Source organism: Streptomyces sp. NPDC085944, from assembly GCF_040686295.1.
Taxonomy (GTDB): Bacteria; Actinomycetota; Actinomycetes; order Streptomycetales; family Streptomycetaceae; genus Streptomyces; species Streptomyces salinarius.
This window is the reverse complement of the sequence record NZ_JBFBJX010000004.1, coordinates 199,154-211,426: the sequence shown is the minus strand read 5'-3', so window position 1 is coordinate 211,426 and position 12,273 is coordinate 199,154. Positions and strand designations below refer to the sequence as shown.

The window sequence follows — 12,273 nt, the reverse complement described above, 5'->3', positions numbered from 1 at the left end:
TGCGTGGTGCGTCCGACGGGCGGTCGTGGCGGCGCGCAGCCGCCGCTTCCTCTGCTTCATCTGTCGTCCCGTCTCACGCCGACCACGGACACCGACCGACCCATGCTGCGCACAAGTATCGGCCGGTTCCCGTCGACGTCAAGGCGGCCCCGGGGAGGGGTGGTTCGCCGGGTTCGCCCGCGGCCCCGGGTCAGGGGATGCGCGCCACGCCCACGTAGAAGCCGCTGCGTTCCCGCACCGGTGCCGGTTCCTCCTGGTACCACTCGGTCGCGAACACCAGGCCTGGCTCGACCAGTTCGAGGCCGGAGAAGAAGGGCTCGACCTCGCTCCGGGTGCGCATCCGCAGCGGGATGGCCCCCTTCTTGTAGGCGGACTCGGTCTCCTGCCGCAGCTCCGGGTGCTGGTCCGCGGTGCCGTGCGAGAGGAGCAGGTAGCTGCCGGAGGGAAGGGTGTCCACGAGGGTGCTCACGACACGGTACGGGTCCTCTTCGTCGGGCAGGAAGTGCAGAAGTGCGATCAGGGAGAGGGCGATCGGACGGTCGAAGTCCAGTACCTCACGGGCGCGTGCGAGGACGGCCCCGGGCTGTCGTACGTCCGCGTGGAGGAAGTCCGTGAGTCCCTCCGGGGTGCTGGTCAGCAGCGCCTCGGCGTGCCGGAGGACGATCGGGTCGTTGTCCACGTAGACGATCCGGGCGTCCGGCCTGATCGCCTGCACGATCTGGTGCAGGTTGGGTTCGGTGGGGATGCCGGTGCCTATGTCCAGGAACTGGTCGACGCCGTTCTTCGCCAGCCAGGCCGCCGCGCGGTGCATGAACGCCCGGTTCCGGGCCGCGTTGCCGCGTGCCTCGGCGGGGAGCGTCTCGCCGACCCGCTGGTCGACTGGGTAGTTGTCCTTTCCGCCCAGCAGCCAGTCGTAGACACGGGCCGGGTGGGGCTTGCTGGTGTCGATGTGGGGTCTGGGTGTACCGGCGGTCACAGGAGACTCCTCCGTACGCGGAACGGCATCGCGGGGTCGTCAGCGTAGCGGGACCGTCCCCAGGCGGCGGTCTGCGCCGTCCGCGGCCCACGCGGGCGGAGGCACTGCGCCGCGCTCACCGGCGCGTGCTCTCGTGCCAAGATGATGTTCCGACCGGCGCTCGCCCAGGTGCTCGTCACTCCGGCGCCTTGGGTGGCCCACGAGTTGAGGACGGAGTCAGACCGCATGACCTCCCTGAGCAGTGGCGAGAGCGCCGCCCACCCCGACCGGATCGACACGAGCCGACCCCATCCCGCGCGGATGTACGACTACTTCCTCGGCGGGAAGGACAACTACGAGGTCGACCAGCGGGCCGCCGAGCAGTTCATGAAGGCGGCGCCCGAGGTGCGTGAGGGAGTGCTCGCCAACCGGCACTTCATGCACCGGGCGGTGCGGCACGTGGTGGCCGAGGGCGGCGTCCGCCAGATACTCGACGTGGGCACCGGCCTGCCCACCGAACCCAACGTGCATCAGATCGCGCGGTCCGTCGCGCCCGGGACCCGGGTCGCGTACGTCGACAACGACCCCATCGTCGCCACTCACTCAAGGGCTCTGTCGGACGACCCGGACACCGCCGTGGTCCTGGCCGACCTGCGCGATCCCCGCGCGATCCTGGACCACCCCGAGGTGCGTGAGGTCATCGACTTCGACCGGCCGGTGGCGCTGCTGCTGGTCGCCGTCGTGCACTTCGTGGCCGACACGCAGGATCCGGCGGGCATCGTCGCCACACTGCGCGACGCGCTGCCCGCCGGTTCCTACCTCGTTCTGTCGCACGCGACGGGTGACGTCCACGAGGACCGGCGTGAGGACGCGGCGGCCGTCTACAACAAGGCCACCGCGTCCCTCAACCTGCGTTCGCACCCGCAGGTCCTCGACTTCTTCGGGGACTTCGCGATGGTGGAGCCGGGGCTGGTCCGTGTCACCGACTGGCGTCCCGAGGAGGCACGGCGCCCCGACGCCCCGCCGATCGGCATCTACGGCGGAGTGGCACGGAAGGGGGCCTGACACACGGCGGCGGCCCGGGCCTCGCCCCGCCCCGCCCGGTGGGGGCCGGCTACCCCTTCTGCTCCACCCGCACCCGTGGTGGGCGCGGACTCCCGCATCCGCACCCACCACGGGGTCCGTGGCCGGTTCTCAGGCGGCCTCGCGCTCCCTCCCCCGCGCCCGCCCGATGAGGTTCGCGTAGTGGTGTCCGCTGCCCTTGATGGTGCGGACCTGGGTGGCGTAGTCGACGTGGACCAGGCCGAAGCGCTTGTCGTAGCCGTACGCCCACTCGAAGTTGTCCAGCAGCGACCAGGCGAAGTAGCCGGCCAGCGGGGCTCCCCTGCGGGCCGCGGAGGCGCAGGCCGCGAGATGGGCCGTCAGGTACTCCTGGCGCTCGGGGTCGTCGATCGTGCCGTCGGGGCGGATCACGTCCGGGAAGGCGGAGCCGTTCTCGGTGACGTACAGCTTGCGTGCCCCGTACTCCTCGGTCAGGCGCAGCAACAGGTCCTCGATGCCTCCGGCGTCGATCTCCCAGTCCATGCCGGTGCGCGGGACGCCGACACGGCGGACGGTGCGCACGTGCGGGGCGGGCCCGGTGGGGTCGTCGGCGACGGTCTGGGGGAAGTAGTAGTTCAGGCCCAGCCAGTCGAGGGGGGCACCGATGAGCTCCATGTCGCCGGGTTGTTCGGGAAGTCCGACGCCGTAGAGCTCGCGCATGTCCTCGGGGAAACCGCGGCCGTGGACGGGGTCCAGCCACCAGCGGTTGGTGTGGCCGTCCATGCGGCGGGCGGCGGCCAGGTCCTCGTCGCGGTCGGTGGCGGCGTGGATGGTGGAGAGGTTGTTGACGATGCCCACCTGGGCGTCCGGGGCCGCCGCGCGGATGGCCCGCATTGCCAGTCCGTGACCGAGGAGCAGGTGGTAGGAGGCGCGGACCGCCGCGGTCAGGTCGGTCCAGCCGGGGGCCATCTTGCCCTCCAGGTGGCCGATCCAGGCTGAGCACAGCGGCTCGTTGAGGGTGGCCCAGTGGCTCACGCGGTCACCGAGGCGTTCGGCGACCACGGAGGCGTACGACGCGAAGTGCTCGGCGGTGGCGCGCTCCGGCCAGCCGCCGCGGTCCTGGAGCGCCTGGGGCAGGTCCCAGTGGTAGAGGGTGACGGACGGGGTGATGCCGGCGGCCAGCAGGTCGTCGACGAGCCGGTCGTAGAAGGCCAGGCCCTTGGCGTTGACCGGGCCGTCGCCGCCGGGCACGACGCGCGGCCAGGCGACGGAGAGGCGGTAGGCGTTGGTGCCGAGGCGCCGCATCAGCTCGATGTCCTCGTGCGTGCGGTGGTAGTGGTCGCAGGCGACGTCGCCGTGGTCGTTGTTGTCGATCTTCCCGGGGGTGTGCGAGAAGGTGTCCCAGATCGACGGCGCACGTCCGTCCTCCGCCACGGCTCCCTCGATCTGGTACGCCGATGTGGCCGTGCCCCACAGGAAGTCGTCCGGGAGTGCGGCGAAGTCGATGGTCACGAAGGTCCTTTCGGGTCGGGGGTGGGAGTGCTGGGGCGTGCCGGTCACTTGACGGCTCCGGCCGTCAGGCCCGCCACCAGGTAGCGCTGGAGGAGCAGGAAGCCCGCGACCACGGGCACGCTCACGACCAGTGAGGCGGCCATGATCTGGTTCCAGTACACGTCGTTCTGCGTGGAGTAGCCCTGGAGCCCGACGGCGAGGGTGCGGGTGGCGTCGTTGGTCATGACGGAGGCGAACAGGACTTCGCCCCAGGCGGTCATGAAGGCGTAGACGGCGACCGCGACGATGCCCGGGATCGCGGCGGGCACCACGACCTTGAACAGGGCGCGCAGCGGCCCGCAGCCGTCCACGAGGGCCGCCTCGTCCAGGTCGCGGGGGACCGAGTCGAAGTACCCGATCAGCATCCAGATCGAGAACGGCAGGGAGAAGGTCAGGTAGGTGAGGATGAGACCGCCGCGGGAGCCGAACAGGGCGATGCCGGTGGCGTTGCCGATGTTCACGTAGATGAGGAACAGGGGCAGCAGGAAGAGGATGCCCGGGAACATCTGCGTGGACAGGACGGTCACCGAGAAGACGCGCTTGCCGCGGAACTCGTAGCGGCTGACGGCGTAGGCGGCGAACACGGCGATGACCACGGAGCAGACGGTCGCCGCGCCGGCCACGATCAGCGAGTTCATGAAGTACTTCGCCAGCGGGACCGTCGACCAGATGTCCACGTACGGACGGACGGTCAGGTTGCCCGGCAGCCAGTGGAACTGACTGGAGACGTCCTCGAGCGGCTTGAGCGAGCTGGAGACCATGACGTACACCGGCAGCAGGACGAAGCCGGTCAGCAGGGTGAGGAAGACGCGGCGGGTCCAGGTGAAGGAGCGCGGCGCCGCCATCGGGGACCTAGGCATCGGCCGTCTTCCTCTCCTGGGTGTTGCGGGGAGCCCGCGCGGTCCTGGAGGTCAGGAACAGGTACACGCCCGTCACCAGCAGCAGGAAGAGCAGCAGCAGGACCGACATGGCGGAGCCGGTGCCGAAGTTCCAGGTGACGAACGACGACTGGTAGATGTGGATGGAGATGAGGTCCGCGGCCTCCGGCGCCGCCTTGCCGAACAGGACGAACGGCGTGTTGAAGTCGTTGAACGTCCACAGGAACAGCACCAGGACGAGGACCTGGTTGACGGGGCGCAGCGACGGCAGGGTGATGCGGCGGATCTGCTGCCGGACGCCGGCGCCGTCGAGGGCGGCCGCCTCGTACAGCTCCCTGGGGATGTTCTGCAGGCCCGCCATGACGATGAGGAAGGCGAACGGCCAGCCCTTCCACACCGAGACGACGAGCAGCGCGACGAAGCTGTTGTCGCCGATCAGCCAGAAGGAGGGCTTGTCGGTGAGGCCGAGCTGGTCGTGCAGGACGTGGTTCACCAGGCCGTTGTCGTGCTGGAACATGAACGCCCAGGTGATGACGGCCGCGTAGACCGGCAGGGCGTACGGCACCAGGAAGATCGCGCGGAGCAGGCCCCGGCCGCGGAAGGCGTCCTGCATGCAGATCGCGGCGGCGGTGCCGATCAGCCAGCACAGGCCGACGGAGAGGATCGTGAAGGCGCAGGTGACGAGGAAGGAGTGGAGCAGCGCCTCGCCGACGGGGGCGTCGAAGTCCACCGACATGGTGAAGTTGTCGAGGCCGGTCCACGGTGCGGTGGTCCAGTCGCGGATGTAGAACTGGGTGAGTTCCTTGAAGCTCATCACGATGCCGATGACCATCGGCACCAGGTGGACGAGGAGTTCGAGGAGCAGGGCCGGCAGGAGCAGCAGGTAGGGCAGGCCGATGCGGCGGATCCGCCCGGGACGGCGGCGTCCGCGCGCCGTCCCGGGGGAGCTCTTGCCGACCGTCCGCTCGCCGGGCTGCGCCGAGGCGGTCGTGGTGGTCATGGCGAGGTCCGTGTCCGTGTCGGTGGGGCTGGGTTCCGGGTCGGGATGCTCACTTGTTCGGCATCTGCTGCTGTGCCTTGGCGAGCTTCTCCCTGACGGACTCGGCGGTCACCTCGCGGCCGTTCGCGGCGTCGGCGAACAGTTCCTTGACGGCGGTGCCGACCGCGGTCTCGAACTGCGACTCGTCGGGCACCTGGGGCAGGGCCGCGGCGCTGGTGGCGAGGGTCTCGCGCAGGACGGCGGTGGCCTGGGTGTTGAACGCCGGGTCGGACTGCGCGGCCTTGACCGGCGGGATCGAGCCGTAGGCCTTGTTGAGGAGCTTCTGCTCGGCGTCGCTGGTCATGAACTCCACGAACTTCGTGGCGCCGTCGAGGTTGTCGCTGTTCTTGAAGACGGCCATGTTGATGCCGGCGACCATGGAGTTGGTGGCCTTGCCCGCGCCGGGGGTGCCGGACGGGACGGGGGCGGGGGCGACGCCCCACTCTTCGTCCTTCATGCCCATGGTCTTGAAGGTGGCGGAGGCGGTCTGCCAGAGCACCATCGCGGTCTTGCCCTTGGCGAAGTCGCTGAGGGACTGGTTCTGCGCGTACTCGGCGTTGCCGGGCGCGACGACCTTGTCCTTCGCCATCAGGTCGACGTACTGCTTGACGGCGGCGACGGCGGCGTCGGAGGTGAAGTCGGGCTTGCCGTCGGCGGTGAAGAAGTCGGCGCCGTGCTGCTTGGCGAGGACGAAGACCTGGTGGATGTTGTTGGACAGGTTGGATCCCTCGGCGCCCAGGCCCCACTTGCCGTCCTTGGAGATCTTCTTGCCCACCTCCACCAGCTCGTCCCAGGTGGCCGGGGGCTTGGTGATGCCGGCGTCGGCGAACATCTGCTTGTTGTAGTAGAGCGCGTAGGCCATCGAGTACAGCGGGACGGCGGCCGGGTCCTGCCCCTCGACGCCGGTCGAGCCCAGCGCCGAGTCGACGAAGCGGTCCTTGCCGCCGATCTTCTCGAAGTTCTTCGCGTCCCAGGGCAGCAGGGCGCCGGTTGCCTGGAGGGAGGCGCTCCAGGTGTTGCCGATGTTCAGGACGTCGGGGCCCTGTCCCGAGGTGGTGGCGGTCAGGATCCGGTTCAGCAGGTCGGACCAGGGCACGACCTCCAGCTTCACCTTGATGCCGGTCTCCTTCTCGAACTTGTCGAGTTCGGGCTGGAGGACCTTCTTGTCCACCTCGACGCTGGCGCCCTGGTTGGAGGCCCAGTAGGTGAGTTCCTTCGGCGAGTCGTTGGATCCGCCGCCCGAGGAGGAGCCTCCTCCGCAGGCCGTGGCGGCGAGTGCGAGAGACAGGGTGACGGCGCCTACGGCCGCGGCTCGGATGCTGCGCATGGCTCCTGGGTTCCTTCCGGGAGTCGGTCGGGACGTTCCCCGACGGCGGCCTCGGTTGTTTCCTTCCCGAAGCCCCTCATGGCTTAATTTAGGGCGTGAGTTAATCTCCGAGAGAACGACTCGTCAAGGTCTCGCGCACGTTCGAGGGGCGCGCGGGGGCGGGAAAGGAAGGGGCCCGATGGCCATGCAGGGCAAGCGCACGGTCCGTGACCTGCGACGGGAGAGCCGCAGCGCCGTTCTGCAACGGTTGTATTTCGACGGGCCGATGAGCCGGCTCGCACTGGGCTCGGCGGCGGGCCTGAGTTCGGGGTCCGTCAGCAACGTGGTCGCCGAGCTGATGGCCGACGGGCTGGTGGAGGAGGCGGGCAGTCTAGGCACGGACGGCGGCCGTCCGCGCACCCTCGTCCGCGTCGCGGCCGGCCGGGGGCGCCTCGTCGGCGTGGACGTCGGCGAGACCCGCGTACGGGTCGAGCTGTTCGACCTGTCGATGGCCGAACTGGCCCGGACCGAGCGCGTGCTTCCCGGGCACGGATCGCGTTCGTACGACGTCGAGTTGGTCGCCGGGCACATCCTCGACGGCGTCGCGGAGGTGCTCGGCGCCGACGGCAGCGCACGGGACCCCGGTGAGCTGCTGGGCGTCGGCATCGGAGTGCCCGGCATCGTCGAGCGCACCGCCGCGGGCACCGTGGTGCACGGGCAGACCGTCGGTTGGGACGCGGTACCGCTGGAGGCCCTGCTGCGCGGCTCGGGCCGGCTGCCCGCGCACATGCCGCTGTTCATCGAGAACGGTGCCAGAACGCTGGGGCAGGCCGAGATGTGGTTCGGCGGCGGACGCGGCGCCCGCAACGCCGTGGTCGTACTCTTCGGCTCCGGCGTCGGCGCGTGCGTCGTCACCGACGAGGTGGAGCAGGGACGCGCGGTGGAATGGGGCCACCTGACCGTGCAGGTGCGGGGGCGCCGGTGCCGGTGCGGGGCACGGGGATGCCTGGAGGCGTACGCCGGTGCGGAGGCGCTGCTGGCGCGATGGCGGGAGGCGGGCGGTGAGCCGCCGCCCGGCGCCGACGAAGAGGCGGCGCTCACCGCCCTGCTGTCCGCCGCCCGGCCCGGCGACGGGGGCGAGGCCGATCCGGTGGCGGCGCGGGTCCTCGCGGAGACCGCCGAGTACCTGGGTGCGGGGCTGGCCGACCTCGTCAACCTCTTCCAGCCCGAGCGGATCCTGGTGGGCGGCTGGGCCGGGCTCCAGCTCGGCCCGGCCTTCCTGGAGTCCGTGCGGGACCACACCCTGGCCCACGCCCTGCGCCACCCCGCCGGACGGGTGGGCATCGCGCTGGGCCGGCTCGGCCCCGACGCGGTGACGGTGGGCGCCGCGATCCTGCCCCTGGCGGCCTTCTTCGCCCGCGGCGGCCGGCGGGTGCCGGTCGACTCGCCCGCGCCGGTGCCGGCCTGGCGGGCGGCGCTCGGGGGACGGCTGGCGGGGCAACGGGCTGGAGGGTGACCCGGGGGAGGTGGAATGGGCATCAGGCGTCAGACATCGGGCGTCAGACATCGGGCATCGGGCATCGGGCATCGGGCATCGGGCATCGGGCATCGGGCATCGGGCATCGGGAGCGAGCATGACGGCGCGTGCGCGGAGCGTGCGGCGACAGGTGCGAGGATGGGGGCCGGGCGGGCCGGGCCGAGCAAGCCCTGAGCGGAACAGGCCGGCGGAGCGGGGCGGGGCGGCCGGGAGCGAGAGGGAGAACGACGAGATGGCGGGCCGAAGGCGTTGGTCGACCGAGCAGATCCTTGACGCGGCGGCGGAACTGCTGACGTCGGGCGACGCCGAGACGTTCAGCGTGCGCCGGCTCGCGGCGGCACTGGGGACCGACTCCTCCAGCCTCTACCGGCACTTCCGCAACAAGACCGAGCTGCTGCGCGCGGTCGCCGACCGGATCCTGGTGTCCGCCATGGACGGCTACCGGCCCGAGGGCGACTGGAAGCAGCGCCTCACCGCCCTGGCCCTGCGGCTGCGCGCCGCCTTCGGGCAGCAGCCGCAGCTCGCCGCCGTCTGGGGGCGTCACGGCTCGGGCGGTGCCGGTTCCCGGCTGGTGATGGAGGAGGTGCTGCGGGCCCTGCGCGCCTCGGGCCTGCCCGACGAGGAGATCCCGGCGTGCTACCACCGGCTCGTCGTCCTGATCGCCTCACTGATCACCGCCGAGGGCGGGTTCGGTGCCGTCGGCGCCGAGGAGCACGAGCAGGGCATGGAGCAGTTCCGGGTCGCGGTGCTGGGCGCCGATCCGGACCGCTTCCCCACCCTGGCCCACTTCGCCCGTGAGATCCGTCCCCTGGGTGCGGACCGCCGCGCCGCCTTCGAGGAGATCCTCGCGGCCCACCTGGTCCACATCGAGGCCGCGATCCCCCGACCGCGGCCCTGAGGCAAGCCCCGGACCGTTACGCCGAGTCCCGAACGACCAGTTCCGGGTCGAAGATCACCGACGTCGGTTCGGTGCGCGCGCCCCTGATGTGGTCGTCGAGGAGGCGGGTCATCGTGGCCGCCATCTCCTCGACCGGCTGGCGGACCGTGGTCAGCCGGGGCCGGCAGGTGACGGCCACGCTGGAGTCGTCGAAGCCGACGACCGCGACGTCCTGCGGCACCCGGCGCCCGTGGTCGCGCAGCACCTGGACGGCGCCCTGGGCCATCAGGTCGTTGGCGGTGAACACACCGTCGGTGTGGGGGTGTTCGGCGAGCAGGGCGGCCGTCGCGGCCATGCCGCTGTCCACCGTGAAACCGCCCTCGGCCACCGGCACGTAGGGGTGCCCGTGCCGGGCCAGGGTGTCCCGGAACCCGGCCAGGCGCTCCTGGCTGGCCGCGACCGCCAGCGGCCCCGTGACGGTGGCTATCCGGCGGCAACCCCGTTCCAGCAGGTGCTCGGCGGCGAGCCGGCCGCCGTCGCGGTGGGCGAGGTCGACGTAGCTGAGCGGCACCGGGCGGCCCGGACGGGCAAACAGCACCGCCGGCAGTCCGGCACCGGCGAGCAGCGCGGGCAGCGGGTCGTCGGGGTGGGTGGACACCACCAGGGCACCGTCCGCGCCGCCCTGCCTGAGGTAGGCCACGACCTCCTGCCGGGCCTCGGGGGTCTCGGCGAACATCAGCACCGGGTGCATCCCGCGCGGCCGGAGGTGACCGACCACGCCGCCGACGACACGGCCGAAGAACGGGTCGGCGAACACCCGTGTGGCGAACGCGTTCTGTTCCGTGTCCGAGGCGTCGCCCGCGCCCGAGACGACGAGGGCGACGGTAGTGGTGCGCCGGGTGACCAGTTGCCTGGCGGCCTGGTTGGGCGCGTACCCGGTGCGTTCGATGGCCCGGCGGACCAGGTCCTGGATGGCCGGGTCGACGTTGCGGACGCCGTTGACCACCCGGGAGACGGTGGCCCGGGAGACGCCGGCCTCCCGGGCCACGTCCTCGAGGGTCGGGGCCTGTCTGCTCATGCCCGCACCCTAACCGGCGGGGTCCGACGCGTGGTAGAGCGCTCTCCCCGTGTGCGTTCCCCCGCCTCACTCGCCGGGAACGGGTACGACCTCCACGTCCGCGGCCAGCGGCACGTCCCCCGCCGATCTCCCGGCCAGCACCCGCCAGGTCCCCGTCTCCGTGCGCCAGGCGTGCTCCGCCACCGACCAGTGGCGCAGCGCCCGCGCCGGGACCCGCACCGTCACCGTCGCCGTCTCCCCCGGGCGCGCCCGCACCGCCGCGTACCCGGCGAGCCACCGTACGGGACGGTCGAGCGCCGACCCGGGCCGCGCGAGGTACACCTGCACGACCTCCCGGCCCTCCCGCACACCGGTGTTGCGCACCCCTACGCGCACGGTGAGGTCATCGCTCGCCCGGGCCGCGGTGGGGACGGTCAGCTCGTCGTAGGACCAGGTGGTGTAGCCGAGTCCGTGGCCGAACCAGTAGGCGGGCGTGCGGTGGTGGCGCAGCCAGCCGCGGTGGCCGACGTGCAGGCCCTCGTCGTAGTCGAGGCGGCCTGCGCCGTCCGGGCGGGTGCGGGGGACCGGGGCGTCGGCGAGGGCGGCCGGCCAGGTGGTGGGCAGCCGTCCGCCGGGCTCGGCGCGCCCGAAGATCACGTCGGCGAGTCCGGCGCCGCCCTCCTGGCCGGGGAACCAGGCCAGCAGGACCGCGCCCGCCTGCTCCCGCCAGGGCAGTTCCACCGGGCCGCCGCTGTTGACGACGGCGACGGTGCGCGGGTTGGCGGCCGTGACGGTGCGGACCAGCGCGTCCTGGGTGGCGCCGAGCGCCAGGTCCGTGCGGTCGTGGCCCTCCGACTCCCCGTGCTCGGTGGTGCCGACGACCACGATCGCCGCGTCCGCCCCGGCGGCCGCGCGGGCGGCCTCGGAGAGCGCCGCGGCGACGTCCGGAGCCGGCGGGGCCGCGACGAGGACGCTCGCCCGGCCGGTGCCGGGCGCCAGTTCGCGGCGGGCCACCAGCAGGGCGTCCCGGCCCACCGCGAGGTCCGCGGTGGCGTATTGGGCGGGCGGGTTGACGTGCACCACCGCCGGGTCGTCGGTGCGGGGCGGGAAGTCGCCCGCCAGGAGGGTGTGCCCGTCCAGGGTCAGGCTCATCCGGCCGAAGCCGGCCACGCCCAGGGTCCAGCGGCCGGCGGTGCGGGGACGCAGCCGGGCACCGATCTCGACGGTGTGCGCGCCCGGCACCAGGCCCGGTTCGAGCAGCCGCCCGCCCAGCCGCCGCTCGGCGTACAGCTCGCGACCGTCCGCGTCGAGCATCCGCAGCAGGACGCCGGGCAGGCCGGAGCGCGGGTCGGCGCAGTCGTCCGGGGCCAGTGGAGGCGCGGGGCCGTCCGGCCGGGGCCCGGGAACGTGGACGACGCGGGCTGCCCGGTCGCGGAGTTCGGCCCGGATGCCGTCGAGGACGGACACCTCTTCCCCCGGGAAGACACCCGCGCTGCCGCCGCCCTGGGTACGGGTCCGCGCGGCGTGCGCGCCGATCACGGCGACCGTTGCGAGACGCTCGGGGTCGAGGGGGAGCACGTCCCTGTTGGCCAGCAGAACGGCCCCGGCGGCGACGGCCCGGCGGGCCAGGGTCCGGACGCGGGCACCGGTCCGGTCGTCACGGGTGGGCGACGGCGCGGGCGTCGAAGGGCGCTCCGTGCCGCGCGCGGTGTCCGTCGGCACCGGCCGTCGGGGCGTACCAGGGGCGGCTGACGAGGCTTGGACCGCCGAGCGCTGCCCACCACGCGACTCCCCCGTCGGCACCGGCCGGGAGGAGCCACGGCCGGACGAGGGCACGCGGTCCGGCAGGTGCTCTGCACCACGCGGATCGTCCACCGACACCGGCAGGCACGTTTCACGGGCTGCTGACGACGCAGGCACCGCCGCCGAGCGCTCCCCACCACGCGACTCCCCCGTCGGCACCGGCCGGGAGGAGCCACGGCCGGACGAGGGCACGCGGTCCGGCAGGTGCTCTGCACCACGCGGATCGTCG

Annotated in this window: 9 protein-coding genes and 1 pseudogene; 3 read left to right on the top strand and 7 right to left on the bottom strand. The window is 72.4% G+C overall.

The features are described from left to right. Nucleotides 1–190: 190 nt before the first annotated feature. The gene (locus AB0P07_RS09595) at nt 191–976 is read right to left on the bottom strand and encodes an SAM-dependent methyltransferase (protein WP_365547501.1); all 786 of its coding nucleotides are present in this window, start codon (nt 974–976) and stop codon (nt 191–193) included. A 225-nt stretch (nt 977–1,201) separates the two neighbouring features. On the opposite strand from AB0P07_RS09595, the gene AB0P07_RS09590 reads away from it, so the two are divergent. Next, nucleotides 1,202–2,020 (top strand): SAM-dependent methyltransferase, encoded by an 819-nt coding sequence (locus AB0P07_RS09590; RefSeq protein WP_365547498.1) that lies wholly within the window; start codon nt 1,202–1,204, stop codon nt 2,018–2,020. Nucleotides 2,021–2,149: 129 nt separating this feature from the next. Here AB0P07_RS09590 and AB0P07_RS09585 read toward each other — a convergent pair whose 3' ends face one another. Genes AB0P07_RS09585 through AB0P07_RS09570 form a run of 4 tightly spaced genes read right to left on the bottom strand, consistent with a single transcriptional unit; the run spans nt 2,150 to nt 6,791 of the window. Then, entirely contained in the window at nt 2,150–3,508 is a 1,359-nt protein-coding gene (locus tag AB0P07_RS09585) for a GH1 family beta-glucosidase (RefSeq protein ID WP_365547495.1), read from the bottom strand. A 44-nt stretch (nt 3,509–3,552) separates the two neighbouring features. Next, nucleotides 3,553–4,392: a carbohydrate ABC transporter permease gene (locus AB0P07_RS09580; protein ID WP_365548122.1), complete on the bottom strand. Its 840-nt coding sequence runs from the start codon at nt 4,390–4,392 to the stop codon at nt 3,553–3,555. 7 nt (nt 4,393–4,399) lie between these two features. Beyond that, nucleotides 4,400–5,425, bottom strand: coding sequence for a sugar ABC transporter permease (locus AB0P07_RS09575; protein ID WP_365547492.1), 1,026 nt, complete (start codon nt 5,423–5,425; stop codon nt 4,400–4,402). 49 nt (nt 5,426–5,474) lie between these two features. After that, nucleotides 5,475–6,791 (bottom strand): sugar ABC transporter substrate-binding protein, encoded by a 1,317-nt coding sequence (locus AB0P07_RS09570; protein ID WP_365547489.1) that lies wholly within the window; start codon nt 6,789–6,791, stop codon nt 5,475–5,477. 178 nt (nt 6,792–6,969) lie between these two features. On the opposite strand from AB0P07_RS09570, the gene AB0P07_RS09565 reads away from it, so the two are divergent. After that, nucleotides 6,970–8,286 carry an ROK family protein gene (locus AB0P07_RS09565; RefSeq protein WP_365547486.1) on the top strand — a complete coding sequence of 439 codons (1,317 nt, stop codon included), beginning with the start codon at nt 6,970–6,972 and terminating at the stop codon, nt 8,284–8,286. Nucleotides 8,287–8,539: 253 nt separating this feature from the next. Continuing rightward, the gene (locus AB0P07_RS09560; RefSeq protein ID WP_365547483.1) at nt 8,540–9,205 is read left to right on the top strand and encodes a TetR/AcrR family transcriptional regulator; all 666 of its coding nucleotides are present in this window, start codon (nt 8,540–8,542) and stop codon (nt 9,203–9,205) included. Nucleotides 9,206–9,221: 16 nt separating this feature from the next. Here the strand turns inward: AB0P07_RS09560 and AB0P07_RS09555 are convergent, their stop codons facing one another. After that, nucleotides 9,222–10,262 carry a LacI family DNA-binding transcriptional regulator gene (locus tag AB0P07_RS09555; protein ID WP_365547480.1) on the bottom strand — a complete coding sequence of 347 codons (1,041 nt, stop codon included), beginning with the start codon at nt 10,260–10,262 and terminating at the stop codon, nt 9,222–9,224. A 66-nt stretch (nt 10,263–10,328) separates the two neighbouring features. Beyond that, nucleotides 10,329–11,876: pseudogene (locus AB0P07_RS09550) on the bottom strand (glycoside hydrolase family 3 C-terminal domain-containing protein); the annotation flags it as partial. Nucleotides 11,877–12,273: the final 397 nt, after the last annotated feature.